Below are 26,086 nucleotides of genomic sequence, written 5' to 3'. Positions count from 1 at the left end.
CCTGAGGTCATGAACGACGACTTCCCGCACGCCGACCGGAGCCCGGCCCAGGGCGCGAGCCAGGACGAGGCCGTGATCGCGCTCGCGAGCTCGATGCTCGACGCCGCCCGTTCCGGAGACTCCTCGCAGCTGCTGCCCCTGATCGACCAGGGAGCTCCGGTGGATCTGCGCGACAGCGCCGGCAACACCCCGCTCATGCTCGCCGCCTATCACGGGCATGCGGAGCTGGTGCGCGAGCTCGCCGCCCGCGGGGCCGACGTGGATCTGCCCAACGACCGCGGTCAGACCCCGCTGGCCGGAGTCGCCTTCAAGGGGTACACCGACGTGGCCGACGTCCTCCTGGCCGCGGGTGCCGACGCCGACCTCGGCACGCCGAGCGCGCTGGAGACCGCGAAGTACTTCGAGCGCACGGAGATCGTCGCGCTGATCACCGCGGCACGCTGACCCGGACGGCCCCGGCGCGGGCGGGCCGAGCGGTCAGCTGCGCGGGTGGTGGTACTCCATCGGCACGTGCTCGATGCCGGCCTCGAGGAAGACGGGACCGACGGTCCTGTAGCCCATGGCGTTGTACCACCCCTCGAGGTACGCCTGTGCGTCGATCCGCACCACCTGCTCCGGGGCGAGCTGCTCGGTGAGATTCAGAGCGGCGCGCATGATGCGCCCGCCGAAGCCGTCGCGCCGGTTCTGCGCGCGCACGGCGAGGCGGCCGATGCGCATCGAGCCGTCGGGCTCCGTGAGCACGCGGACGTGGGCCGCCGGCTCGCCGTCCGCCTCGATCCACAGCAGCGTCGTCGTCTCCTCGAGGTCTCGGCCGTCGAGGTCCGGATCCGTGGCGCCCTGTTCGATGCTGAAGACGTCCTGGCGCAGCTTGGCGAGCAGATAGAGGGTCCGCGGAGCGATGTCGGCCACCGCTGCGCGGTGGACCTGGGTGCGGGTGTCGGATGCGGTGCTCGCTGCGTTCATGGCGACACGGTATGACACCTGCGGTCACGAGGCGGTCTCGGGGACCGTCGACGAAGCGTGACGGGGAGCACCGAGAACGTCTCAGGACGCCTGCGCGGAGGAGGAGCTCATCCGCGCGAGTCTACGGACGCTCGGACCTCTCGGGAGCCAGGGCCCAGGGCGCTGCGGGATGCTCGCGGCTCCAGGCGGCCCGTCGTGAGCGCACCGTCTGGCAGCGGGGGCACCAGAACACGGTGCGCGCGGCCATGTCGGCGCTGCGGATCTCCGTCGCGCACACCCGGCACGGGAGGGTCTGGCGGTGGTAGACGTAGAACGACTTCTCGCGCGGGACGACGTCCGGGTCCTCGTCGCCGTTCTGGCGGGTGCCGCGGGAGCGCTCGACGATGCGGGCCTCGATGTCGCGGTGCTCCGGCTGGGTGGTGACGATGCGGCCGGTGCGCGCCCCGTACTCCATGAGCGGCACCAGATCCTCCCAGATCCCCTCGACCATCCCGCGAGTGAGGTCCCTGCCCGGCACGGTCGGATCCAGACGCGCCCGGAACAGCACCTCGGCGCGATAGATGTTGCCGATCCCGGCGATGACGTCCTGGTTCATCAGCAGCACCCCGATCGCGGTGCGGGAGGCGAGGACCCGGTCCACGAAACGCCGTCGGTCCGCATCGGCCCGCAGCGGGTCCGGTCCCAGCCGGTCGATCACCGCCTGCCGGCCGGCGGCGTCGAGCACCTCGCAGGCGGTGGGCCCGGTGAGGTCGGCAAGACCCTGGGGACCCGCGATCCGCAGCCGCGTCGTCGGCCGCGGGACGATCCGTCGCCAGTCGACGTCGCCGTCGTCCAGACCCTCCTCGCGCTCCCCGATCCGCACCCGCGGGGCGCCGATCGCGTGCACGGTCGCGAACCCCGGTTCGCCCGCGAAGGTCCACGAGCCGTACAGGCCCAGGTGCACGCGGACGTAGCGGGTCACGGGCGCCCCGGCATCCACCGAGGCGTCCGGCACGAAGGCGAGGAAGAGATGCTTGCCCACGGCTTCCGCGTTAGCCAGGACCCAGCCGTCGAGGTCCGCGGCCTCCGAGAACCTGCCCTGAGGGCTGGACGTGCGGACCCTCTGCTCGCCGAAACCGGCCCGCAGCGCCGCTGCGAGCCGGTGGACGGTGTGCCCCTCGGGCATCAGGCAGAGGTGCCGTCGGCGCCGTCCGTGCCGTAGCCGCCGGTCTCCTCGTAGCGGGCCATCAGGTCGATACGACGCTGGTGGCGCTCCTCGCCGCTGAAGGGCTCGGCCAGGAACACGTCGATGAGGGACTCGAGCTCCTCCTCGCTGTGCTGGCGCGCTCCCACCGAGATCACGTTGGCATCGTTGTGCTGGCGGGCGAGCTTCGCGGTGTCCTCGTTCCACACCAGAGCGGCGCGCACACCCGTGACCTTGTTCGCGGCGATCTGCTCCCCGTTGCCGGAGCCGCCGATGACGACGCCGAGCGAGCTCGGATCCGCCACCACGGCCTCGCCCACGGAGGTGCAGAAGGGCGGGTAGTCATCCAGGGCGTCGTACGCGTGGGCGCCGTGGTCGGTGACCTCGTGACCCTTGGCCTGCAATGCCGCGACCAGGCGGTTCTTGAGCTCGAAGCCGGCGTGGTCGGTGCCGATGTGCACGTGCATGAAGGGGTTCTCTTTCTCTGGGACGAGTCGGGGAGCAGTGGGCCGGCTGGAATCAGCGGAAATCGGGGCCGACGGTGCGCGAGCGCTTGAGCTCGTAGAAGCCGGGGAGGGAGGACATGGTCTCCAGGGCGTCGAGCAGCCGGCCGGCGTCCTCGCCCTTCGGTGCGGGGGACACGACCGGGCCGAAGTAGGCCACGGAGTCCTCGCCGTTCCCGAAGGAGATCACCGGGGTGCCGACGTCCTCGCCGACGCGGGAGATCGCGCCCTCGTGCGAGGCGCGCAGGGCCTCCTCGACCGCGTCCCCGGGGGCCGGAGCGTAGGCCTCGATCAGCTCAGCGGGCAGTCCGGCGGCGTCGAGGGCCGCGACCGCGACCGCACGGCGATCATCGTGCTGACCGCCGACGTGATAGCGCTCGCCCCAGGCCGTGTACCAGCGGGCGAAGGCCGCGGCGCCCTCGGTGCGGGAGATCTCGATCGCCAGCCGGGCCGGGCCCCAGGAGTCGTCGAGCATCCGGCGATACCCCTCCTCGAGGTCGCGGCCCTCGTTCAGCACCGACAGCGACATCACCGAGAAGGTGGGCTCCACCGCACGAACCTCCGCCGCGTGCAGCAGCCACCTGCTCGTCATCCACGCGTACGGGCAGACAGGATCCACGAACAGCTCCACAGGACGTGCGCTCACGACAGGTTTCCTTCCCTCGGGACATGGTCGGGACCATTCTCTCACCGCCGCTTCGGAAATGCTGTTGCGCCCATCGCCGGGTGCCTGTTGGATTCATCAGGTGCTCCTCGCTTCGTCCGCGTCCCCCTCCTCCCCCGCTCCGTCGCGCGGGGTGATGCGCTCGATCGTGCGCAACCACCGTCGCTCGATCCCCTGGATCATGGCCCTCTCCTTCGTCGTCGAAGGGGTAGACATGCTGGTGCCCGTCCTGATGGGCCTGATCATCGACGCCGGGATCGTGCAGGGCAGCCTGCTGGTGACCGTCGGCGGCGCGATCGGGATCTTCGTGCTGCGCCTGCTGAGCACCTGGGCGTGGACGATCATGTTCGCGGCCAGCCAGCGCGCCCGCATGTTCGAGCGGCACCGGCTGCGCGTCGCCGTGACCGCTGCCGTCCTGGATCCGCGCTCGAAGCCCATCGAGCGCCCCGCCGGTGAGGTGCTGTCCATCGCGACCTCCGACGCCGACAAGGCCTCGGACGTCATGGACATGCTGCCCTGGGCGTTCCCGGCCACCACCGTGGTGCTCGCCGCCAGCGTCTGGCTCGCGATCCTCGATCTATGGCTGGGCCTGGCCACGATGCTCGGCATCGCCGTGATGGTGATCGTGGTGCGCGTGATCAGCCCGGTGCTGTCGGCCCGGTACGACGCCCAGCAGTCCAAGGCCGCCGACGCCGCGGCCACCGCGACCGACCTGGTCCACGGACTGCGAGTGCTCCAGGGTCTCGGCGTGCAGAGCCGGGCACGCGCCCAGTACCGCCGCCGCTCCCGCACCGCGCTCGACGCCGCCCTGGTCAACGCCCGTTTCTCGGGGGTCTCCAGCGGCCTGACCACCCTGGTCACCGCCGCGATGATGGCGGCCGTCGTGATCATCGCGTCCCAGCGCACCGTCGCCGGCGACATGACCATCGGCACGCTCATCGCGGTCGTCGGCGTGGCCCGCTCCAACATGGGCATGCTGCAGGGACTGTCGGGGCTGCCCGTGTGGTGGGCGAGCATGTCCACGTCCGCACGGCGCGTGCGGAACCTGCTGGCCGATCTCGGCCGGGAGGTCGATGATCCCGAGCTCGCCGTGGAGCGCCTGGCCCTGGCCCGCGATGAACGCGGCGAGCGGAGCCCCGGCGAGCGCCGGCCCGGCACCGGCGGCCTGCGACTGCGCGGATCCGGCACCGGCCGTCTGCGCGGGATCGAGCTCCTGGTCCCCGACGGCCGGGTCGTCGCGGTCGCCTGCGCGGACATGCGCGATGCCGAGGCGCTCATCGAAGCGATCTCCGGACGCACCGAGCTGGCCGAGGTGCTCCTGGGCGGGGACGAGGTCACGCGGGAGAACCGCTTCACCAATCGGGCGGATCTGCTGGTCGAGCCGCATGTGGTGGATCTGTTCGACGGCACCCTGCGTGAGCAGCTCGCCACGCGCGCGCCGGACTCGGTGCTCGCGCCGCCCCAGGACGGCTCCGCGCCCGATGCCTGGGCCGATGCGGCACTGCACGCCGCCGGCGCGGACGACCTCCTGCGGATCCTGCCCGAGGGCTACGACACCCGCATCCTGGACCGCGGCGCGAACCTCTCCGGCGGTCAGCGCCAGCGGATCGCGCTGGCCCGCGCCGTGGCGGCCGACGCCCCGGTGCTCGTGCTGCACGATCCCACCACCGCGGTCGACGCCGTCACCGAGCAGAGCATCGCCGAGGCGCTGGTGGCCGCGCGACAGCGTCCCGACCGCGCGACCCTGCTGATCACGCGCTCCCCCGCGCTGCTGCGGGCCGCCGACCAGGTCGCCTTCGTACGGAACGGCTCCCTGGCCGGCCACGGCGACCACGAGGACCTGATGGACCACGACGACTACCGGAAGATGGTGCAGCGATGAACGCGGACCTCAGCGTCGTCGACTGGGACGCCGATCCCGAGGAGCTGCTCGAGGCCGACGCCACCGCGCGGCGGCAGCTCGACGAGCACGCCCAGATCCTGCCGATCGCGACCATCGGTGCGGCGTTCGCCCATCTGGGCGGGCGGCTGCGCCAGTTCCTGGGCATGACGGTGCTGACCCTGCTCGTGGTCACGTGCGGCGCGGCCGCCGCGGCCTGGATGCCCCGCCTGATCGGTGACGCCGTCGATCTCGTCCAGCAGGGTGCGGGCTCCGATGCGCTGTGGCGCCAGGGCGGGCTGATCATGCTCGCCGGTGTCCTGCAGGCGGTGTTCTCCGCGCTGGGCTGGGCGCTGGTCAGCGGGCTCGGGCAGCGGGTGCTGGCCGGGATGCGCGAGGACGTGATCGACCGTGCGCTGGACCTCCCCGCCCAGAGCATGGAGGTCACCGGCATCGGCGACGCCCTCTCCCGCGTCGCCGACGACGTGGACGTGACCGCGCGCGCCGTCAACAACGTGGTGCCGAACCTGATCCAGATGGGCTTCTACGTCGTCGTCACCCTGATCGGCATGGTGACGCTCTCACCCTGGCTGCTGATCCTGGTGGCGATCGTCGTCCCGATGTATCTCCTCAGCGCCGTCTGGTACCTCCGGCAGACCGCCCCCATCTACCGGCGCGAACGGGTGGCGATGGGGGCCCGTGCCCAAGGGCTGCTCTCGGCCATCCACGGCATCCCCACCGTGCACGCCTACGGCATCGAGCGCCGCGAGACCCGGCACGTCGCCGTGCTCTCGGAGACGGCGGTCGTGCTCGGCATGCGGGTGATGACGCTGGTGACCAAGCTGGTGAAGATCGTGGTGTGGCCCGAGAACCTCTCGATCGCCCTGGTGCTCGTGCTGGGCTACGCCATGGTGCACGTGGGCGGCGCCCCGATCGGTCTGGTCACCGCGGCGGCGCTGTACCTGATCAGCCTGCTCTGGCCGATGATGAACCTCATCTTCTCCCTCGACGACGTCCAGTCGGCGGCGGCGAGCCTGACCCGCATGGTGGGCGTCATCGAGGCGATCGATCCGGCCTCCTCCCCGGGCGACGAGCGACCGCTGGATGCCTCGATCAGTCTCGAGGGCGTCTCCCACGCCTATGGCACCGATGACGACGGCGAGGAGCGGGTCGTGCTGCGGCCCATCGATCTCGAGATCGCCCCCGGCGAGGTGGTCTCCCTGGTGGGAGCCTCCGGTGCCGGGAAGTCGACCCTCGCCTCGATCATCGCGGGCACCCTCGAACCGCGCCACGGCCGGGTGCTGCACGGCGGGGCGGACCTCACGCGCGCCGATATCGAGGCCGCCCGAGCGCATTCCTCGATCGTCAGTCAGGACGTCCACGTCTTCCGCGGCACGCTGAAGGAGGATCTGCGGCTGGCACGCCCCACCGCGACCGACGAGGAGCTGTGGGAGGCGCTGCAGCAGGTGGACGCCTCGGGGTGGGCCGAGCGCCTCCCCCGAGGTCTGGACACCGAGGTGGGTGAGAAGGGCGAGCGGCTCACGGCCGAGCAGTCCCAGCAGCTCGCGCTCGCGCGCGTCGCCCTGCAGGACCCGGCGGTGCTGGTGCTCGACGAGGCCACGGCCGACGAGGGCTCCTCCGGCGCGCGGGTGCTCGAACGCGCCGCGCTCGAGGTCGCGCACGGTCGCACCACGATCATCGTCGCCCACCGTCTCTCGCAGGCGATGGTGGCGGATCGGATCCTGATGATGGCCGATGGCCGGGTCGTGGAGCAGGGCACGCACGACGACCTGGTGGCGCGCGGTGGCGACTACGCCACCCTGTGGGAGGCCTGGGCGGGGTGAGCCGGGGCGTTCAGGAGCCGGCGCGCACCAGACCGGACTCGTAGGCCGCGACGACGAGCTGCGTGCGGTCGCGCAGGGCCAGTTTGGAGAGCATGCGCGAGACATGCGACTTCACCGTCTGCTCGGCCATCACGAGCTCGTCGGCGATCTCGCGGTTCGCGAGCCCCCGTGCCACGAGCAGCAGCACGTCGAGCTCGCGCTCGGTGAGGGCGTTGAGGCTGGTCGAGGCGCGCCGGTCCCGTGCGGGCCGTGCGACGAAATCGGCGATCAGGGCACGGGTCACGCGCGGGGCCAGCAGCGAGTCGCCGCCCGCGACGACCCGCACCGCCTGGACCAGCTCCTCGGGTGTGGAATCCTTGAGCAGGAACCCGCTCGCCCCGGCTCGCAGGGCGGCGAACACGTACTCATCGGCGTCGAAGGTGGTCAGCATGATGATCTTCGGTGGCGTACCCGGCATCGCGAGCACCGTGCGCGTGGCATCGAGCCCGCCCACATGGGGCATGCGGATGTCCATCAGCACCACGTCGGGCCTGGTCCGACGCACCACCTCGGTGATCCCGGCGCCGTCCGCCGCGGTCCCGACCACCTCCAGCCCCTCCTGCGCGTTCAGCAGCGCTTCGAAGCCCCCGCGGATCATCGACTGGTCGTCGACGATCAGCACACGGGTCGCGGACTGCTTCGAAGGAACCATGGGGACACAGTATCCGCGCTCACCGGGAGGAGTCCTGAGTGTTCCTCGTCCCTGACCGCCACAGTCTGCGCCGCCTGGGCCATGACCTCGCGCTCGTGCTCCCCGGGCTCGCGCTCACCCTGCTCTCGATCGTGCTGCTGCTCCCGCTCGCCGCGGTCTCGGCGGCGCTCGCGCTCGTCTGGATCGGCCTGCTCCTGTTCCCCTTGACCCTTTCCCTGGCCTCCATCTTCGCGAGACTCGACCGCAGCCGTCTGCGGCGCTGGGGGCTCGAGATGCGGGAACCCAGGTACCAGGCGCGAGGGCGCGGCGCGACCGGGCTGCTGCGCCTGGTCACCGATCCACGGCGATGGCTCGACCTCGCCTTCGAGGCTCTCATCGCGCTCCCGGTGCGCGTGCTCACCGTCGGTGCGACCGTGGCCTGGGCCGCACTCGCCCTGGGCGGGCTGACCTTCTGGTTCTGGGGGCGCTTCCTCCCGGACTCCGGCATGCCGGTCCCCGGCCAGTGGGCTCTCGCGCTCGTGCTCGGTCTGGCCCTCGCGCTCTCGTTCCCGGCGATGGTCCATGCGCTCGCCCTGTTGGACATCGTGGTCAGCGCGCCGCTGCTGGGCGGCGCCGTCCCCGGGTCGCCTCGCCGCACGCCCTTCCCGTCGATCGCGGGCGGCGCCGTGGACACTCGGGTCCGCGAGGGGGCATGGACCTGGATGACGGTCGCGTTCGTGAGCTTCGTGCTGGTGGTGGTCAGCTGGCCGGTCACGGCCGCCCTCTACGACGTGCACCCGGCGGCGGCCATGCTGGTCTCGATCGCGGCGGCGCTGGCCGGGCTGCTCGCGGTGCGCTGGCCCTGGGCGGGTCTGGCCCTGAGCGTGCTCGCAGCGCTGTCCATGATGCTCGTGACCGCCCCGGTGCAGGCCTCGCTCCCCTGGCCCTGGCCGGTGACCTCCCTGCTCGCGCACTGTGTGACGCTCACGGTGCTCGCGATCCTGCACCGCTGGTACTGGTCGGTGTCCGCCTGGTCCGGCGGCGCCCTCCTCACCCTGGTCTCCCTGCTGATCACCGAGCCGCGGATGCGCGCGGAGGATGCTCTGCGCGAGATCACCACCAACGGTGTGGTGCTCGTGGCGATCAGCGGCGGCGTGGTGCTGCTGGGCCTCACCGTGCGCCAGTGGCTGCTGGTCAGCGGTCAGGTGGAGCAGGCGCAGACCCTCAGCGCCGATCAGGTGCGTCGGCGCCACGAGCTCGAGGAGCGCAGCCGCATCGCCCGCGAGCTGCATGACGTGGTGGCCCATTCGATGTCCGTGATCACCGTGCAGGCCGGCACCGCGAAGTTCCGTCTGCCGGGCATGGACTCGCAGACCGAGCAGGAGTTCGAGGACATCGCCGCCTCCTCCCGGCAGGCGCTCGGGGAGATGCGTTCGCTGCTGGCGACCCTGCGCACCGACGACTCCCTCGACGAGATGCCGATGCCCGGGCTGGGCGACGTCCCCGAGCTGCTCGAGGCGAGCCGCGCCACCGGCGCCTCGATCAGCGCTGATCTGTCTCCGGCCGACGTACCGCCCACGGTGGGTCTGACCGCCTATCGCGTGGTGCAAGAGGCGCTCAGCAATGCGCTGCGCCATTCTCGAGGAGCCGCGATCAGAGTGCGCGTCGTCCCGTCGGCGGGGACGCTGCTGGTCGAGATCGCCAACACCGCTCCGGACACCGGTCAGGATCCGATCCCCGGCTCCGGGCTCGGGCTCGCGGGCGCCCGCGAACGGGTCACGGCGCTCGGCGGCACCGTCGAGGCCGGACCCAGCGCTGGCGGTGGATTCATCGTCTCGGCAGAGATCCCGATCGCCGACCCCCTACCTGGGTAGGGGGTGCAGGTGCGCTCCGCAGGGGGACGCGCACCTGCCCCGTGGACACCTAGCGTCATGTGCATGACGACCACAGCCGCACCTCGCCCCGTCCGGCCGCAAGCGGCCGCGCAGACCAGGGACTACTTCGAGCTGTCGCAACGGGTGAAGGACGCGGGGCTGATGGGCCGCAACGTCCGCTCGTACGTGCTGCGCACCATCCTCCTCGCCCTGGCCCTCGGCGGGGCCTTCACGCTGCTGTTCACCTTGGGGAGCACCTGGTGGCAGCTGGCCGTCGCCGCACTGTTCGGGATCCTGTTCACCCAGGCCGCCTTCCTGGGCCACGACGCCGCGCACCAACAGGTCTTCTCCTCCGGGAAGCGCAACGAGTGGTTCTCCCGCATCATCGGCAACTTCGTGGTGGGCCTGAGCATCGCCTGGTGGACCCGCAAGCACAACAAGCATCACGCCAACCCGAACACCATCGGCCGCGACGGCGACATCGCCGCCGGCGCCCTGGTCTTCGTCCCCGGAGACGCCAGCGAGCGCACCGGCTTCATGGGATGGCTCGCCAAGCGTCAGGGATGGGCGTTCTTCCCGGTGCTGTCCCTGTTCGCCTTCGTCATGCACTACGAGGCGATCTCCGCAGTGTTCCGCACCGAGCGGGTCAAGCACCGCACCGCCGAGGGGGTCCTCGTGCTGACCCGCCTCATCGGCTTCCCGGTGATCGTCTTCGCGACCCTCGGCCTGGGCATGGGTGCCGCCTTCCTCGGCGTGCAGCTGGCCGTGTTCGGCATCTACATGGGCAGCTCGTTCGCCCCGAACCACAAGGGGATGCCGCTGATCCCGAAGGGCCTCGAGGTCGACTTCCTGCGCCGCCAGGTGCTCACCAGCCGCAACATCACCGGTGGGCGCCTGATGAACTGGGCGATGGGCGGGCTCGACCTGCAGATCGAGCACCACCTGTTCCCCCGCATGCCCTCGGCGAACCTGCGCAAGGTGCAGCCGATCGTCAAGGAGTTCTGCGCCGAGCGCGGCATCACCTATACCGAGACGAACCTGCTCCGCAGCTACGGGATCATCATCCGGTACCTGAACCGGGTGGGTCTCGGCCACGCCGATCCCATGGACTGCCCGCTCGCCGCTCAGCTGCGCGGCGCCCCGCTCCCCGGCTGATCCGGCCGGCGCCGGTCCTCCGGCGCAGTGATCCCTCCGGCGCGCGCCGGGTCCTTCCTCGGCTGCGGGGAACGGCGCGTCGCCCGGTCGCCCGGGAACGACGCGGTATGGTCGCCCCATACGCCTACCCCTTCACGGGCAGAGCAGCCCCGGCCCGGTGGCCGGACGGTACGGGGCGCCCGTGGAGGCCGACCCGGCCGGGATCACCACCATGTCTTGCACACCGCGCTGGTCGCCCGGCGACCAGGTGACCTGGACCTACTACACCTCTCAGCACCCCACCCGCACCGTCCGCCCCGGCACCGTCGTGCTGGACGACGACCGCGGGGTGGCCGTCTGGATCGCACCCGGCACCGAAGTGCTGCTGCCGGTGCTCGAATCCGGTGCCGCCCTGCGCCGCGCCGGCGACGAGGGGATGTTCACCGCGCCCCGACTGCAGTCCAAGCAGCTGTGGACCGGCAACGGGATCCTCATGATCGGCCTGCCGGACAAGCCCTACTCCATCTGGCTGTTCTACAAGGACGACGGCTCGCTGGGCTGCTACTACATCAACCTCGAGACCCCCTACGAACGGACCGAGGAGGGCGTGCGCACTCGCGATCTGGTGCTCGACCTCGTCGTGCTGCCGCGCCGGGACTGGCACTACAAGGACGAGGACGAGCTCGAGGGCGCCGAGCGCACCGGCTACTTCAGCGCCGAGGAGATCGCCTCGATCCGGGCCGCCGGCCGTGAGGCGGAGCAGCACATCGCCGAATGGACCTACCCCTTCTCCGCCGGCTACGAGTACTTCTTCCCGGACCCCTCCTGGCCGCTGCCCACACTGCCGGAGCACTACACCTGGGATCTCGACCTGACCCGACGGTGAGCAGGCGCCGGAGCGGAAGCGGTCGCGGCTCCTTCGCCATTCGTCACGGATCGTCCGGTCGAGGGTGGCAGGATGGCTCGATGGCATTCGAGAACCTCACTCGCGACGAGGCCCGCAGCCGCGCCTCGTTCCTCAGCACCGATTCCTACGACATCCGTCTGGACCTCACGACCGGCCCGGAGACGTTCCTCACCGAGACCACCCTCCGCTTCTCCTCCAGCTCCGCGCAGGAGACCTTCGTGGACCTCATCGCGAAGGCGGTGACCGAGATCGAGCTCAACGGCGAGCTGCTGGCCGAGCCCGCTTCCCGCTTCGACGGTGCCCGCGTTCGCCTTCCCGCCCTCGCCGAGGGCGAGAACGTCGTGCGCATCCTCGCCGAGGGCACCTACATGAACACCGGTGAGGGGCTGCACCGCTTCGTGGACCCGGTCGATGACGAGGTGTATCTCTACACCCAGTTCGAGGTCTCGGACGCACGCCGCATGTTCGCCTGCTTCGAGCAGCCCGACCTCAAGGCCACCTATCAGCTCACCGTGACCGCGCCGGACCACTGGCGGGTCATCTCCAATGCCCCGGCGCCGGCACCGACCCCGGCCGGTGCGGGTTCAGCGACCTGGGTCTTCGATCCCACTGAGCGGATCTCCACGTACCTCGTCGCACTGATCGCCGGCAACTACCAGGGCGGCACCGGCGAGGTCACCACCCGTGACGGGCGCACCGTGCCGATGGGAGTCTTCGCCCGGGCCTCGCTCGCCGGGCACGTCGACGCGCAGAACGTCATCGACGTGACCGCAGCCGGCATCGACTTCTACGAGGAGGCCTTCGACCAGGACTTCCCGTTCCGCAAGTACGACCAGGTGTTCGTGCCCGAATACAACATGGGCGCGATGGAGAATCCCGGGGCGATCACGTACGTGGAGTCCTACGTGTTCCGCTCCGAGGTCTCCGACGCCGTGCGCGAGCGCCGCGACCTCACGATCCTCCACGAGCTCGCCCACATGTGGTTCGGCGACCTGGTCACCATGCGCTGGTGGGACGACCTGTGGCTGAACGAGTCCTTCGCCGAGTACGCCTCGACGCTCGCGAGCGCCGAGGTCACCCGCTGGACCGACGCCTGGACCACCTTCGCGCTCGCTGAGAAGGTGTGGGCCTACCAGCAGGATCAGCTGCCCTCGACCCACCCGATCGTCGCCGACATGGTGGACCTCGAAGCGGTGGAGACCAACTTCGACGGCATCACCTACGCCAAGGGTGCCTCGGTGCTGCGCCAGCTGGTGGCCTACGTGGGCCGGGACGAGTTCTTCGCCGGCGTGCGCGCCTACTTCGTGAAGCACGCCTGGTCCACCACCGAGCTCTCGGACCTGCTGTCCGAGCTCGAGGCGACCAGCGGTCGTGACCTGAGATCCTGGTCGCGACTGTGGCTGCAGACCGCCGGGGTCAACACCCTGCGACCGCTGATCGAGCGCGACGAGGACGGCACGGTCCGCCGTTTCACGATCGAGCAGACCGCCCCCGAGGAGCACCCGACGCTGCGCCCCCACCGTCTGCAGGTGGGCGGCTTCACGCTGCAGGACGGCAGGCTCGCCCGCACCACCACCGTGGAGATCGACGTCGACGGCGAGCGCACCGAGGTGCCCGAGCTGGTCGGCGAGCGCGCGGACCTGTGGCTCGTCAACGACGGCGATCTCGCCTACGCGAAGATCCGCCTGGACGACGCCTCCCTCGCCGTCACGATGGAGCACCTGCGCGATCTGGACGACCCGCTGGCGCGCACCCTGCTGTGGTCCTCGGCGTGGGACATGGTGCGCGACGGAGAGCTGCCCAGCCGTCGCTACCAGCAGCTCGTGCTCGCCCACATCACCGGGGAGCAGTCCTCGTCGGTGAACCGCACGCTGCTGCAGCAGCTGGAGTCGGTGGCCGGGCCGTACGCCAGCCCCGACCAGCGCGTGCTGCGCACGGAGACCGCGGCGAGCGCTGTCTGGGAGCTCGCGGAGGCCGCCGAGGCCGGGTCGGACGCACAGCTGCAGTTCCTCGAGACGTTCGCACGCCTCGCCCGCACCGAGGCGCACCGCGAGACCCTCGAGGGCCTGCTGGGCGGTTCGATCACGCTGCCCGCCCGCACGATCGACACCGACCTGCGCTGGAAGCTCGTGATCTCCCTCGCCGTGCTCGGCGGGATCGACGTCGCCGGCATCGACGAGCAGCTCGCCTCGGACGACACCCAGTCCGGCCGCAAGAGCGCCCTGACCGCGAAGGCCGCGCTGCCCACCGAGGTCTCCAAGGCGAAGGCCTGGCGCCGCACGGTCGAGAAGGACACGCTCGCCAACGAGTCCATCACCGCGGTGATCCTGGGCTTCCGCCGAGTGGTCGACGAGTCTCTCCTCGCCCCGTACCGCCAGCGCTACTTCGCGATGATCGGCCGGGTGTGGGCGGAGCGCTCGAACGAGATCGCCAACCGTCTGGTGGCGGGCTACTTCCCGTCGTCCTACGGCGGCCAGGGCGTGCTCGACGACGCCGATGCCTGGCTCGCCGATGCGGAGGAGGCGCCCTTCGGCCTGCGCCGCCTGATCATCGAGGGTCGCGACACCGTGGCCCGGCAGGAGCGCGTGCGCGCCGTGGACATCGGCTAGGACCCACCGGACGCCGACGGGCGCCGCGCNNGCGCGGCGCCCGTCGGCGTCCACGAGGGCTCAGGCGTCGAGCGTCTCCTCGAGCAGCGGCACCATCTTCTCCACGGCGAACTTCGTCGAGAGCACGGAGCCCAGCGAATACGCCGAGGACAGGTCCCCGCCCAGGACCAGCGCGCGGCCGTCAGCGACCGCAGGGATCTGCTGCCACTGCGGGTCCTCGCTGATCTCCGTGGCGTCGAGGTAGATCGGGAAGGCCACGATGAGATCGGCATCGTAGAGGTCCAGCTGCTCGGCCGAGATGTCGACGGAGAATCCGGTGGCGGAAGCCGGCAGCTCCGCGATCTTCGGCGAGAGGACGAAGCCGAGGCGCTCGAGGAACTCCACGCGCTCGGTCCCGTCGATATAGGCGCCCCAGCCCTCGGAGCTGCGCGTTGCCGCGGTGACCGTCTTCCCGGCCCAGTCCTCGTGCGCGGAGGCGGCCTCCCGGAACAGCGAGTCGACCTCTTCCTGCAGGGCCTGGGCGGCGTCGGGGACGCCGAGCGCCTGGGCGATCATCGTCAGCTGCTGCTCGGGGGTGGTGAGGTAGTTCTCGCCGCCCTCGGGGACGCCGATCGTGGGGGCGATCTGGCTGAGGCGGTCGTAGCGGTCCTGCTCCCCGGAGCTCTTCACGTCCAGGATCAGGTCGGGCTTCAGCGCGGCGATCGCCTCGTAGGAGGGTTCGAGGGTCTCGATGATCGTGGGGGCCTCGCTGTACAGACCCTCCGCCCAGGGGCCGACGCCCTCGCCGCCGAAGGCGAGCCAGTCCGAGGCGCCGACCGGCTCGACGCCGAGCGCGAGCGCGGTCTCCGCGTCGCCCCAGCCCAGTGCCACGACACGCTGAGGCGCCTGGTCGACCGTGATGGCGCCGAAGGCCGTCTCGACGGTGGCCGGGAAGGTGCCGCCCCCTGCGTCGCCCGCCGCGGTGCGCTCCGCGTCGGGCGCGTTCTCGGAGTCGCTGCACGCGGCCAGTGCGAGGGTGGAACCGGCCACGAGGACGGTCAGGAGTGAACGGCGAGGGATCATGATGGGTGCTCCGTGAGGTGAAGGGCGGCCCCGACTGGACCAAAGGTCAGGCTACCCTTACCGAACACGGGGCCGACAGAGCCCTCCTCCCCTCCGAAAGCAGATTGTGACCGGACGCTCACCCCTCGCCCCGCCGCGCTCGCGGACCGGGGCCTCCGCGCTGCGGCCGCGGCTCGCCGCCGCGACCCTGCTCGCGCTGTGCGCCCTGCTCCTGTTCAGTGCAGCCAGCCTGTACGTCGGCTCGCGCCTGGTGTCGCCGACTGCGGTGAGCAGGATCCTCGTCGATGCCCTCACCCACCTCGGCTCCGACCAGACGTCGCTGCAGCGCGCCGCCGCTCTCGACCTGCCGGTGCAGGACTATTCGGCCGTGGTCGATCTGCGCCTGCCGCGCACGGTGATCGCCCTCGCCGCGGGCGCCGCGCTCGGGCTGGCCGGGGCCCTGATGCAGGTGCTCACCCGCAACCCGCTCGCCGAGCCCGGCATCCTCGGGGTGAACGCCGGCGCCGCCTTCGCGGTCGTCCTCGTGATCGTGCTGCTGGGCGTCTCCTCCCCCGCGCTCTTCGTCGGCGCGAGCCTGCTCGGCGCCCTGATCGCCACGCTCGGCGTGTTCATGATCGGCACGCTGGGCGCCGGGGTGATCACGCCCGAGCGCCTCACCCTCGCCGGTGTCGCGCTCGGTGCGGTGCTGGCGGGCCTCACCTCCGCCTTCCGGTTGTCGAACCCGCGGGAGTACTCGATCCTGCTGCTCTGGGAGAGCGGCGATCTCTCGCAGCGCGGATGGGAGACCGCCCTGCCCGCGCTCCCCGTGGCCGCGCTCGGGCTCGTGCTCGCGATCGCCCTGGCCGGCCCGATGAACGCGCTCTCCCTCGGGGACGACATGGCCGCCTCCCTGGGCGCTGACGTCCACCGCACCCGACTCCTCCTGGTCCTCACGATCACGCTGCTCGCCGGTTCCGCGACCGCCCTGGCCGGCCCGATCGTGTTCCTGGGGCTGATGGCACCGCACGTCGCCCGCTGGGTGGTGGGACCGGACCAGACCCGACTGCTGCCGCTGGCCGCGCTGCTCTCCGCGGCGATCATGGTGCTCGCCGACGTCCTCGCCCGCGTGGTGGTCTGGCCCGGCGAGGTGCCGGTGGGCGTGGTGAGCGCACTGATCGGTGCACCGGTGCTGATCCTCCTGGTCCGACGCCGACGGGCGAGCGGGCTGTGAACGCACGGAACCCTGCCCCGCAGTCGGCGCCCGCGCGGACCGCCGTGGCCTCGACCTCCGCCCCGGTGCTCACCGCCCGACGTGCTCGGCGGCGTCTCGTCACCGTGGCGCTGAGCGTGATCGCCGTGGCGCTCACGCTGCTCGCGCTGTCCCGCGGCGATTTCCCGCTGACCCTGCCCGAGCTGCTGCAGGCGCTCGCGGGACGAGGCGGCTTCGCGAGCACGATCGTGCTGGAGTGGCGGATGCCACGAGCCCTGGCGGCCCTCGTGTTCGGCGCGGCCCTGGCGCTGTCCGGAGCGATCTTCCAGACCCTCACCCGCAACCCCCTGGGCTCCCCCGACGTGCTGGGCTTCTCGACCGGTGCGTACACCGGCGTGCTGCTGCTGACGCTGGTCGCACCGCCTGCGCTGGCTGGGACCCTCGGCGGGGCCGCGAACACCCTCGGCGCCCTGCTGGGAGGGATCGGCACCGCCGTGATCGTGTACCTGCTGGCCCGCCGCGACGGCGTGCAGGGGTTCCGGCTGATCGTGGTGGGCATCGGCGCCTCGGCGATGCTCAACGCCCTGAACGTGTGGATCCTGCTCCAGGCGCAGGACGAGGTCGCGATGGCGGCGAGCATGTGGGGTGCGGGATCGCTCGCGCTCGTGGACTGGGCCGGCATGCTGCCGGTGCTGATCCTGCTGGTGGTCGCGGTGCCGGGCCTGCTGCTCTGCGTCCCGGTCATGCAGCAGCTCGAGCTCGGCGACGACATGGCCTCCGTGCACGGCGTCTCCGTGGAGCGCACCCGGCGCCGGATCCTGCTGCTGGCGGTCGTGCTGGTCGCGGCCGTCACGGCGCTGTCCGGACCGATCGCCTTCGTCGCGCTGTCCGCCCCGCAGCTCGCGAAGCGCCTCGTCGCGGGGACGGGCATCCCGCTCGCGGCGAGTGCTGCGATGGGGGCGGTGCTGCTGTCCGGTGCGGATCTCGTGGCCCAGCACGTGCTGCCCACGGATCTGCCGGTCGGCGTCCTCACGATCGTCCTCGGTGGCCTCTATCTCGTCGGACTGCTGCTGGCCCCTGCTCTCCAGGCTCTGCGCACCGGGGGGCGTTATGGTCGGGACCATGCCTGAGGAGACCTTCGAACTCGGACCATTTCTCGCCGATCCCGGCACCGACCAAGCACTGAGCATGATGGATTCCCTGGTGCGATGGCTGACCAGCAGCGGAGTGCTGATCGTGGTCATCCTCGTCGCCGCCACGGCGGCCAGCATGGTCGCCAGCTGGCTGCTGCGACGGTTCTTCCGCACCATGGCCGATTCCGGCACGAAGCTCTCGAGCGTCGCCGGGAGCGTCGTCAAGCGTGATGCGCGTGCCCAGAAGGCGGCGCAGGCGCGGCGGGAGCAGCGAGCCGAGACCCTCTCGAGCGTCGCCCGCAACGTGGCGCACCTGATCATCTGGGCCGTGGCACTGGTCATGATCCTGGACAAGATCGGGGTGAACATCGCGCCGGTGATCGCCTCGCTGGGCGTGATCGGCCTGGCGGCCGGCATCGGTGCCCAGACGATCATCAAGGACGTCGTCGCCGGCATCGTCATGCTCTTCGAGGACATCATCGCCGTGGGCGACTACGTGGACCTCGAATACGCCGAGGGCACCGTGGTGGGCATCAACCTGCGTGTCACCCAGGTGCGCGGGGTCGACGGCGTGCTGTGGACGGTCCGCAACGGCGAGATCGTCCGCACCGGCAACTACTCCCGCGGCTTTTCCAATGCCGTCGTGGTGCTGGACATCGACGCGGGCGCCGACGATCGTGCGGTGACCGACGTGCTCACCACGGTCACCGAGCAGCTCGCGAAGGATCCCGACTGGACCGATGTGCTGCAGTCCGCCGCGTCGATCAGTGGCATGCTCGATATGGACGGCAACCGCTACCAGCGGCGAGTGATCATCCAGACCGCTCCCGGTGAGCAGTGGGGCGTCGAGCGCGAGCTGCGCGGCCGGGTTCGGGCGGCCTTCACGGACGCCGGCATCGGCTTCGCCCTGCCCCGCTTCACCGAAGCCGTCCAGTCCTGATCCGACCTCCGAGCCCCACCAGGAGCCCTCGATGACCACAGCGCGCGACCAGATCAGCTTCTACGAGGCGGTGGGCGGCCACTCCACCTTCGAGACGCTGGTGGACCGCTTCTACGACGGCGTCGCCGAGGACCCGCTGCTGAAGCCGATGTATCCCGAGGACGACCTCGACGGTGCCCGGGTGCGCCTGTGCACCTTCCTCGAGCAGTACTGGGGCGGCCCCAAGACGTACGGCGAGACGCGCGGCCATCCCCGTCTGCGGATGCGCCATGCGATCTTCCCCGTCTCCCCCGCGGCGCGGGACGCCTGGCTGCACCACATGCGCGTGGCGATGGACTCGCTCGAGCTGCCGCCGCTGCATGCGGAAACGTTGTGGGACTACCTCGAGCGCGCCGCGCATTCGCTGGTGAACACCGTCGACGGCGGCGAGGCCCCCGCATCCGGGCGGACCATCCCGGACCACCTCACCTGAGCTGTCCCGCCGAGCACGCCTGACGACCTCAGTCCCGAAAGGTCAGCGGCTCGCCCTGGAACTGCTGCAGCTCGCTGCGGGTCTGCCCGTCCAGCCGCACGGGGGCGCCTGTGGCGGCGTCGACCATGACGACCACGGTGCGGGCACGGGCGTAGGGTCGCTCCCCCTCCGGGTCGTCCCGCGTGAGGACCAGGTAGTCCACGCTCAGACTGGCTCCGCCCAGCCGGGACAGCCACAGCCGCACCACCGCGCCATCACGACGGTGACTCAGCGAACGCACGTACTCGATGCGCTGCGAGGCGATCACCGTGCTGATCGATGACCCGGCGCCGCCTCCCGGAAGGGCCGCTGCGGGGGCCGGGGCGCCGAGCGCGACCTGGTCCTCGGGCGCGGGCCAGAAGGCGCCGATGCGGGCCTCCTCGAGCAGCCTCACGATGGCGGCGTTGTTCACGTGCCCGTAGGCGTCCAGATCCGTCCAGCGGACGGGGACGTCGATGTCGAGATGACGGGCATGCGGGGTGTGAGCGGTATCTGCCATGGTCAGCATCGTAGGGCGTTCCGGCCCAGTACGATCGATGCCATGACCGGAACCCCCTGTGACCCCGCCGCCGTCGCCGCGGGCCTGATCGATCTGCTGGACGTGCGCGAGATCGTGGTCGACCCCGCCTTCGCGACCCCCGCGACGGTCGCGGCCTACGAAGCGGACTCCTCGCCGCAGCCGGGCGGGCACGTGTTCGGCGGGCAGGTGATGGGGCAGGCGGTGGCCGCGGTGGGCCGCACGGTGCCCGAGGGCCGACGCATCCACTCGATGTACTCCTACTTCCTCGCCCCCGGAGACCCGGGGCACCCGATCCGTTTCCAGGTCGACGCGCTCCGCGACGGCAACTCCTTCTCCGTGCGCCGGGTGCTGGCGACGCAGCCCGGGCGCACGCCCGAGGAGGCTGAGCGGACCATCCTCGCGATGACCGCATCGTTCCAGGAGCAGCAGGACGGGCTCGAGCACCAGGAGCGCGCTCCCGACGCTCCCGATCCCGAAGGGCTCCCCACCACCGCGCAGGTGCTCGACGGCATCGACCATCCCGTGGCCCGCTACTGGGCCACGCAGCGCCCGATCGACATCCGCCATGTCACCGATCCGATCTACCTGCGCCCGGATCCCGCGTCCGACGCCGCGGACACCCAGATGGTGTGGATGCGCACCCTCGCGCCGGTCGAGGCCGATCCGCTGCTGCATGACGCGATCCTCGCCTTCGCGAGCGACTACACGCCGTTCGAGCCGATCCTGCGCCGGCAGGGCCTGAGCTGGATGACGCCGGGGCTGCGCATGGCCACGATCGATCACGCGATCTGGTGGCACCGCCACGTCGACGCCAACGAATGGCTGCTGTACGTGCAGCGTTCCCCGTCGGCCGCCGGCGGTCGCGGCCTCACCCACGGCCAGGTGTTCGACCGCGCCGGGGATCTGGTCGCGACGGTCACCCAGGAGGGCATGATCCGGGTGAAGGACCGCACCTGATCCCTCAGCGCGGGTGCCTGCGCGGGGGCAGTGCTGAGAAGCGGCGCTGACCGGCTCACCCCATCGCGGCGCGTGCCTCGTCCTGAGCCTTCGGAAGGGCGTCCTCGGCGCTCGAGGACCCGGTGAAGATCTCCGCGATGAGCGGCAGAGCAGCCCCCGTGCCCTCGGCGGAGCGGATGCCGTGCTCCGGGAGCGCGACCTCGTCGGGCACCGACTCCAGCGCCGAGACATCGACGCCCTCGTCGGTCCAGGCCTCCTGCCAGGCTCCGTGCAGTTCGCGGTGCGCCGGGATCCCGACCCGGTTCTCGACCAGCGGCCGCTGGCCGTCGATGCCGCCGAGCCAGGTGAGCAGCTTCTCGATCGCCGTCCGACGGTCGTCGTCGTCCGGATCCACGCCCACGGCAGCGACGGCGTGCACCAGAGGCCGGGAGCCATCGGGGCCGGCGACCACCGGGTGGACGCTCCACTCGAAGGCGTCCTCGATGCCGCCTGCGAGGGCATGCAGGTCGTAGGTGCCCGTCTGCAGCAGGCCGAGCTTCCCCTCGAGGAACAGGCTCTGGCACAGACCCGCGTCCTCGACGGTCTCCTTCCCCGCGGGGGCGAGATGCTCCGACGCGAGATCCGCGAGGTACTGCACGGCGCCGATGCCCTCCTCGGAAGCGAAGACGAACTTCCCGTCCTCGTCCTGCCAGGTGCCGCCGTGCCCGGCCACGAAGGGGCCCAGCACGGCCGAGCGGTCCACGTGCGCCCCGAAGCCGAAGGCGGTTCGGGACGCGGCGTCGAAGTCCTCGTCCCCCGGGTGCAGGCCCTCGCCGTCGGTCGTGATCTCGCGGGCGAGGTCCCGCAGCGGATCGCTCGAGGCGCCGGGGTCGAAGGCCAGCGCCGAAGGGTCTCCGCCGGCGTCGGCGACCAGCTCGTCCTGGGCGATCAGGATGCTCTGGTCCCAGAACTGGGGCACGCCCCAGATCCCGTCCTCGAGGCGGTAGAGGTCGGTGGCGACGTCCTCCCACTGGGAGACCAGCCTCCCCAGCGGCTCCCCGACCTCGAGCAGCTGGCCGCTCTCCTGCGCCTCCGCAAGGTTGGCGGTGTTCATCCACAGCACGTCCGGCAGGGACTCGCCGGCGATGTCCAGCGGCAGCTGCTTCCAGTAGTCGTCCCAGACCATCACCTCGACGTGCACCGCGATGCCGGTCTCTTCGGTGAACGCCTCCAGGGAGTCCTCGTAGGCGGAGGCCGCGGCGTCGTCCCACACCCGCATGCGCAGCGCCTCGGCATCGTCGATCTCGACCGGCTCGCCCCTCGAACAGGCGGCGAGGGTGCCGGAGCCTGCCAGGCCGAGCGCGGCGGCGGAGACGAGGAGCTGACGACGGGTCGGCACGAGGGCAGGACCTTCCGATCGGGATGTCTGGCGGTTCAGGCGGTGGCGACCGGCCCGAGCTCTGCGCGGCGGGCGAGCACCGCGTGCTGCGGAGTGACCCGCACCGAGCACCCCACCACACCGGACCCCGTGAGCGCGAACCGTGCAGCCCAGCGGTCGCCATCCCCACGCAGCAGCGGGACCGGCGAGGGGACCTCGTTCTCCCCGTCCCGCTCACTGTGCCGGCACGAGCAGCGCTCATAGCGGCCGTGGAGCGCGGCTCCACGGCCGATGGTGCGCGATCCGGGACGCTGTCCAGCCGCGTGCCCACCCGGACGCTGATCACCCGGACGCGGAGCACCCCGCGGCCCGTCCTGCACGGACGGATCGCGGGGTGCTGGGGCACTCGAGCACTCAGGTGCTCGGGTGCTCAGGGAGAACCTCAGTCGCGGGTGAGGCGACGGTAGGTGACGCGGTGCGGACGCGCCGCGTCCTCACCCAGGCGGGCCACCTTGTTCTCCTGGTAGGCCTCGAAGTTGCCCTCGAACCAGTACCAGTTCGCGGGGTTCTCCTCGGTGCCCTCGTAGGCCAGGATGTGGGTCGCGACCCGGTCCAGGAACCAGCGGTCGTGCGAGACGACCACGGCGCAGCCGGGGAACTCCAGCAGGGCGTTCTCCAGCGAGCCGAGGGTCTGCACGTCCAGGTCGTTCGTGGGCTCATCGAGCAGCAGCACGTTGCCGCCCTGCTTGAGGGTCAGCGCCAGGTTCAGGCGGTTGCGCTCACCACCGGAGAGGACCCCGGCCTTCTTCTGCTGGTCCGGGCCCTTGAACCCGAACTGGCTGACATAGGCGCGCGAGGGGATCTCGACCTTGCCGACCTGGATGAAGTCCAGTCCGTCGGAGACGACCTCCCAGAGGTTCTTGTCCGGGTCGATGTTCTCCCGGTTCTGGTCGACGTAGCTGATCTGCACGGACTTGCCGATCTTCAGCTCGCCGTCGTCCAGCGGCTCCAGGCCCACCATGGTCTTGAACAGCGTCGTCTTGCCGACGCCGTTGGGGCCGATCACACCGACGATGCCGTTGGGCGGCAGGGTGAAGGAGAGCCCGTCGATGAGCACCCGCTCGCCGAAGCCCTTCTTGAGGTCCTTGGCATCGATCACCTGGTTGCCCAGCCGCGGGCCCGGCGGGATGGTGATCTCCTCGAAGTCGAGCTTGCGGGTGCGCTCGGCCTCCGCGGCCATCTCCTCGTAGCGCGCCAGACGCGACTTGGACTTCGCCTGGCGGCCCTTGGCGTTGGACCGCACCCACTCCAGCTCCTCCTTGAGGCGCTTGGCGAGCTTTTGGTCCTTCTTGCCCTGGACGTTGAGGCGCTCCTCCTTCTTCTCGAGATAGGTGGAGTAGTTGCCCTCGTAGGGGTACAGGTGGCCGCGGTCGACCTCGGCGATCCACTGAGCCACGTGGTCCAGGAAGTACCGGTCGTGGGTGATGGCGATGACGGCGCCCTCGTACTGCGTGAGGTGCTGCTCCAGCCACAGCACGCTCTCGGCGTCGAGGTGGTTGGTGGGCTCGTCCAGCAGCAGCAGGTCGGGCTTCTCCAGGAGCAGCTTGCACAGCGCCACGCGGCGACGCTCACCACCGGAGAGGTGGGTGACCGGCTCGTCGCCGGGCGGGCAGCGCAGCGCATCCATCGCCTGCTCGAGCTGGGAGTCGAGGTCCCAGCCGTTCGCGGCGTCGATGTCGGTCTGGAGCGTGCCCATCTCGGCCATCAGCGCGTCGAAGTCGGCGTCGGGCTCGCCCATCTCCTCGCCGATGGCGTTGAAGCGCTGGACCTTCTTGAACAGCTCGCCCATGCCCTCCTGGACGTTCTCCAGGACGGTCTTGGACTCGTCCAGCGGGGGCTCCTGCAGGAGGATCCCGACGCTGTATCCGGGCGAGAGGCGTGCCTCGCCGTTGCTGGGCTGATCGAGCCCGGCCATGATCTTCAGGATCGTCGACTTGCCGGCGCCGTTGGGGCCGACCATGCCGATCTTGGCACCCGGGTAGAAGCTCATGGAGACGTCATCGAGGATGAGCTTGTCTCCCACGGCCTTCCGGGCCTTGTACATGGAGTAGATGAATTCAGCCAACTCGTGTTCCTGTTCGGAGAGGGGTCTGGGGATTCTCACCGGCGCGCCGTCTCGGCGCCGCACGGGCGGTATCTCGGTGTCCGACTCTACCCCGCCGATCACGCCCGCACCCTCAGCAGGGTGAGGGGCGCCGCTCTCCGTGCCGGCTGGGCGCTCAGTCCAGCGGGACGCCCCGCTCGGCCAGCACCCGACGGGCGATCTGGGCGCCGTGCTCGGCGCCCTCGGCGCGCTCCTCGCCGTTGCGCGGCCACAGGTGCGCATCGATCCCGAGAGCGCGCGCCGCGTCGACGTTCTCCTGGCGGTCGTCGAAGAAGATCACGGCCGACGGGATGGACACTCCCCCGGTCTCGTGCGAGAGCACGTCCAGCAGCACCTCGTAGAGCTCCCGGTCGGGTTTCACCGCGCGCTCCTCCCCGGAGATCACCGCGATCGTGAACGCCTCGAACCAGTCCGCGCGGCGCACGGCCTCGCCGAAGCTCTCGGAGGCGTTGGACAGCAGAGCCAGGCGCACGCCGTTGCGGGCGAGGTCGTGGATCAGTTCACGTGCGGCGGGATCCAGGCGCAGGAAGTAGCGGTTGTCGGCCGCCTGCAGCTCGTCGATCTCGGCCTCCGAGAGCTGCTCCACGCCGCTGGCCGCGGCCACCGCGCTCCAGTATTCCTCTCTTGAGCTGGCGCCCTGGTCGTAGGCGGCGCGCTCGGCCCACAGCTGATCCCGCAGGGCGTCGATGTCGCCGCCGAGCAGCTCGTGGATGCTCGGCACGGGATCGTGCCCGGCGCTGAGCACTCCCCCGAAATCGAGCACGACGGTGGGCTTGGGCGGTGTACGGCGGCGGTTGCGCTTGCTCATCAGTTCTCGTCATCCGACGTCTCGACGACGTCATCACAGGTGGGGAGTCCGGCGGTGCTGCCGGACTCGGCGATCGTCTCGACCGCCTCCAGGGCGCCGTCGAAGTCCGAGACGGCGACCACGTCCAGGCCGTCGGGCTCGTACCCGACCACCTCATCGCAGTTGGTGGAGGGGGCGAGGAAGAACTCGGCGTCCTGCTCGTCGGCGCCGACCATCTTCTGCCGGATCCCGCCGATCGCGCCGACGGTGCCGTCCTCGGAGAGGGTTCCGGTGCCGGCGATGCGGTGCCCGCCGGTGAGCGCTCCGGGAGTCAGCTCGTCGTAGACCGACAGCGAGAACATCGTCCCGGCGCTCGGTCCGCCGATGTCGCCCACGGCGATGTCCACGTCGAGCGGGAAGTCGTAGCCGATGTCGAGCGCGACGCCCATGCGCGGGGCGCCGTCCACGGTCTCGGCGGGCACCTCCAGGTCCAGCTCCTCGTCCCCGCGGCGCACGCGCATCGGGATCCCCTCGCCCTCGGGCGTGGCGCGCACCAGCTCCTGGAAGCCCGTGACGTCCGAGGCCGTCTCGCCGTCCACGGACAGGACCACGTCCCCGGCCTCCAAGGTGCCCTCGGCCGGGGCGCCCTGCTCGACGCCCGCGATCATCATGACCGGGTCGTAGTCGATGCCCAGCTCGCCGAGCGCCACGGCGACCGCGCCCTGCTGGGAGGTGGTCATCGCGACAGTGTTGGTCAGGGCGGTCTGCTCGCGGGTCTGCCCCTCGGGGAAGAGCGCCTCACGGGGCAGAACGGACGAGGAACGGTCGAACCAGGAGGCGACGACCTCGACCGGGGTGACCCGGTATCCGGGCCCGCCGTCCACGGAGACGGTGGTCATCATGAGCGATCCGTCGGTCGCGTAGGTCTCGGCGCCGTCGATCGTGAGGATCTGCTCCTCGTCGTACTCGCCGAGCACGTCGATCGCGGGGCCGGGCCGCTCGATGACATAGGGCACGGGCATCAGCGAGGCGCCGAGGATCATCAGGCACAGCAGCACCATCGCGGGCAGGGCGACCCAGGGGTGCGCGAGCTGCGCGTCCCCGACGGAACGGGAGATCGCCGCACGGGCCCGGCGTGCACGGGTCGGCCGGGGCTGGTCGTCTATCACCCCGACATTGTGCCCCACACCGACGTGTTCGACCTTCCCCCAGCCGCGCTCGGTACGCTGTACGCCC

The 26,086-nt window shown here is 71.0% G+C and carries 23 protein-coding genes; 12 read left to right on the top strand and 11 right to left on the bottom strand.

Translation table 11 applies throughout. The features are described from left to right. Positions 1–9: 9 nt before the first annotated feature. Positions 10–444 (top strand): ankyrin repeat domain-containing protein, encoded by a 435-nt coding sequence (locus CIK71_RS05705; RefSeq protein WP_096164266.1) that lies wholly within the window; start codon positions 10–12, stop codon positions 442–444. Positions 445–477: 33 nt separating this feature from the next. On the opposite strand, the gene CIK71_RS05700 is transcribed toward CIK71_RS05705, so the two are convergent. From CIK71_RS05700 to CIK71_RS05685, 4 genes are all read right to left on the bottom strand, one after another. Next, a complete protein-coding gene (locus tag CIK71_RS05700; protein ID WP_096164170.1) occupies positions 478–963 on the bottom strand; it encodes a GNAT family N-acetyltransferase in 486 nt (161 codons plus the stop codon). Between the two features lie 121 nt (positions 964–1,084). After that, a complete protein-coding gene (locus CIK71_RS05695) occupies positions 1,085–2,128 on the bottom strand; it encodes an Fpg/Nei family DNA glycosylase (RefSeq protein ID WP_096164169.1) in 1,044 nt (347 codons plus the stop codon). Then, positions 2,128–2,613 carry a ribose-5-phosphate isomerase gene (locus CIK71_RS05690; RefSeq protein ID WP_096164168.1) on the bottom strand — a complete coding sequence of 162 codons (486 nt, stop codon included), beginning with the start codon at positions 2,611–2,613 and terminating at the stop codon, positions 2,128–2,130. Before CIK71_RS05690 ends, CIK71_RS05695 begins: the two co-directional genes overlap by 1 nt. A 52-nt stretch (positions 2,614–2,665) precedes the next feature. Further along, positions 2,666–3,295: a mycothiol-dependent nitroreductase Rv2466c family protein gene (locus tag CIK71_RS05685; protein WP_096164167.1), complete on the bottom strand. Its 630-nt coding sequence runs from the start codon at positions 3,293–3,295 to the stop codon at positions 2,666–2,668. Positions 3,296–3,395: 100 nt separating this feature from the next. Here CIK71_RS05685 and CIK71_RS05680 point away from each other — a divergent pair, with 100 nt between their 5' ends. Further along, positions 3,396–5,195 (top strand): ABC transporter transmembrane domain-containing protein, encoded by a 1,800-nt coding sequence (locus CIK71_RS05680; protein ID WP_241964050.1) that lies wholly within the window; start codon positions 3,396–3,398, stop codon positions 5,193–5,195. Next, complete coding sequence (locus tag CIK71_RS05675) at positions 5,192–7,036, top strand: ABC transporter ATP-binding protein (protein ID WP_096164166.1); 1,845 nt, start codon at positions 5,192–5,194, stop codon at positions 7,034–7,036. The genes CIK71_RS05680 and CIK71_RS05675 overlap by 4 nt, the downstream gene beginning before the upstream one ends. A 10-nt stretch (positions 7,037–7,046) precedes the next feature. Here the strand turns inward: CIK71_RS05675 and CIK71_RS05670 are convergent, their stop codons facing one another. Beyond that, positions 7,047–7,727, bottom strand: coding sequence for a response regulator (locus CIK71_RS05670; RefSeq protein WP_096164165.1), 681 nt, complete (start codon positions 7,725–7,727; stop codon positions 7,047–7,049). A gap of 38 nt (positions 7,728–7,765) precedes the next feature. On the opposite strand from CIK71_RS05670, the gene CIK71_RS05665 reads away from it, so the two are divergent. From CIK71_RS05665 to pepN, 4 genes are all read left to right on the top strand, one after another. Next, positions 7,766–9,580, top strand: a complete 1,815-nt coding sequence (locus CIK71_RS05665) for a sensor histidine kinase (RefSeq protein ID WP_096164164.1) — start codon at positions 7,766–7,768, stop codon at positions 9,578–9,580. A gap of 63 nt (positions 9,581–9,643) precedes the next feature. After that, the gene (locus CIK71_RS05660) at positions 9,644–10,735 is read left to right on the top strand and encodes a fatty acid desaturase family protein (protein ID WP_096164163.1); all 1,092 of its coding nucleotides are present in this window, start codon (positions 9,644–9,646) and stop codon (positions 10,733–10,735) included. A gap of 211 nt (positions 10,736–10,946) precedes the next feature. After that, entirely contained in the window at positions 10,947–11,600 is a 654-nt protein-coding gene (locus CIK71_RS05655; RefSeq protein WP_158541953.1) for a ribonuclease FAU-1 family protein, read from the top strand. Positions 11,601–11,680: 80 nt separating this feature from the next. After that, the gene (pepN, locus tag CIK71_RS05650) at positions 11,681–14,230 is read left to right on the top strand and encodes an aminopeptidase N (RefSeq protein WP_096164161.1); all 2,550 of its coding nucleotides are present in this window, start codon (positions 11,681–11,683) and stop codon (positions 14,228–14,230) included. Positions 14,231–14,290: 60 nt separating this feature from the next. On the opposite strand, the gene CIK71_RS05645 is transcribed toward pepN, so the two are convergent. Beyond that, a complete protein-coding gene (locus CIK71_RS05645; protein WP_096164160.1) occupies positions 14,291–15,292 on the bottom strand; it encodes an iron-siderophore ABC transporter substrate-binding protein in 1,002 nt (333 codons plus the stop codon). A 106-nt stretch (positions 15,293–15,398) separates the two neighbouring features. Between CIK71_RS05645 and CIK71_RS05640 the strand changes: the two genes are divergently transcribed. From CIK71_RS05640 to CIK71_RS05625, 4 genes are read left to right on the top strand one after another with little or no spacing between them, the layout of a single operon-like run. Then, on the top strand, positions 15,399–16,502 hold the full coding sequence (locus tag CIK71_RS05640) for a FecCD family ABC transporter permease (RefSeq protein ID WP_245857303.1): 1,104 nt from the start codon (positions 15,399–15,401) through the stop codon (positions 16,500–16,502). Between the two features lie 44 nt (positions 16,503–16,546). Next, positions 16,547–17,611, top strand: coding sequence for a FecCD family ABC transporter permease (locus CIK71_RS05635; protein WP_245857302.1), 1,065 nt, complete (start codon positions 16,547–16,549; stop codon positions 17,609–17,611). Beyond that, a complete protein-coding gene (locus CIK71_RS05630) occupies positions 17,604–18,554 on the top strand; it encodes a mechanosensitive ion channel family protein (protein ID WP_096164157.1) in 951 nt (316 codons plus the stop codon). The genes CIK71_RS05635 and CIK71_RS05630 overlap by 8 nt, the downstream gene beginning before the upstream one ends. Before the next feature lie 31 nt (positions 18,555–18,585). Then, positions 18,586–19,026: a globin gene (locus CIK71_RS05625; protein ID WP_096164156.1), complete on the top strand. Its 441-nt coding sequence runs from the start codon at positions 18,586–18,588 to the stop codon at positions 19,024–19,026. 28 nt (positions 19,027–19,054) lie between these two features. Here the strand turns inward: CIK71_RS05625 and CIK71_RS05620 are convergent, their stop codons facing one another. Next, positions 19,055–19,564, bottom strand: coding sequence for an acyl-CoA thioesterase (locus CIK71_RS05620; RefSeq protein WP_176485552.1), 510 nt, complete (start codon positions 19,562–19,564; stop codon positions 19,055–19,057). Between the two features lie 42 nt (positions 19,565–19,606). On the opposite strand from CIK71_RS05620, the gene CIK71_RS05615 reads away from it, so the two are divergent. Further along, on the top strand, positions 19,607–20,542 hold the full coding sequence (locus tag CIK71_RS05615) for an acyl-CoA thioesterase (RefSeq protein ID WP_096164154.1): 936 nt from the start codon (positions 19,607–19,609) through the stop codon (positions 20,540–20,542). A 55-nt stretch (positions 20,543–20,597) separates the two neighbouring features. Here the strand turns inward: CIK71_RS05615 and CIK71_RS05610 are convergent, their stop codons facing one another. The 4 genes from CIK71_RS05610 to CIK71_RS05590 all read right to left on the bottom strand — a co-directional run bounded on the left by CIK71_RS05610 (position 20,598) and on the right by CIK71_RS05590 (position 26,019). Beyond that, positions 20,598–21,920 carry an ABC transporter substrate-binding protein gene (locus CIK71_RS05610; RefSeq protein WP_158541952.1) on the bottom strand — a complete coding sequence of 441 codons (1,323 nt, stop codon included), beginning with the start codon at positions 21,918–21,920 and terminating at the stop codon, positions 20,598–20,600. A gap of 421 nt (positions 21,921–22,341) precedes the next feature. After that, positions 22,342–24,024: an energy-dependent translational throttle protein EttA gene (ettA, locus tag CIK71_RS05600; protein WP_096164152.1), complete on the bottom strand. Its 1,683-nt coding sequence runs from the start codon at positions 24,022–24,024 to the stop codon at positions 22,342–22,344. Between the two features lie 154 nt (positions 24,025–24,178). After that, entirely contained in the window at positions 24,179–24,871 is a 693-nt protein-coding gene (locus CIK71_RS05595) for an HAD-IA family hydrolase (RefSeq protein WP_096164151.1), read from the bottom strand. Next, a complete protein-coding gene (locus CIK71_RS05590; protein WP_245857301.1) occupies positions 24,871–26,019 on the bottom strand; it encodes a YlbL family protein in 1,149 nt (382 codons plus the stop codon). The genes CIK71_RS05595 and CIK71_RS05590 overlap by 1 nt, the downstream gene beginning before the upstream one ends. Positions 26,020–26,086: the final 67 nt, after the last annotated feature.

The organism is Brachybacterium alimentarium (genome assembly GCF_002332425.1).
Classification (GTDB): Bacteria; Actinomycetota; Actinomycetes; order Actinomycetales; family Dermabacteraceae; genus Brachybacterium; species Brachybacterium alimentarium.
Note: the sequence above shows the minus strand (reverse complement) of the source record. Positions and strands in the feature narration are given on the sequence as shown.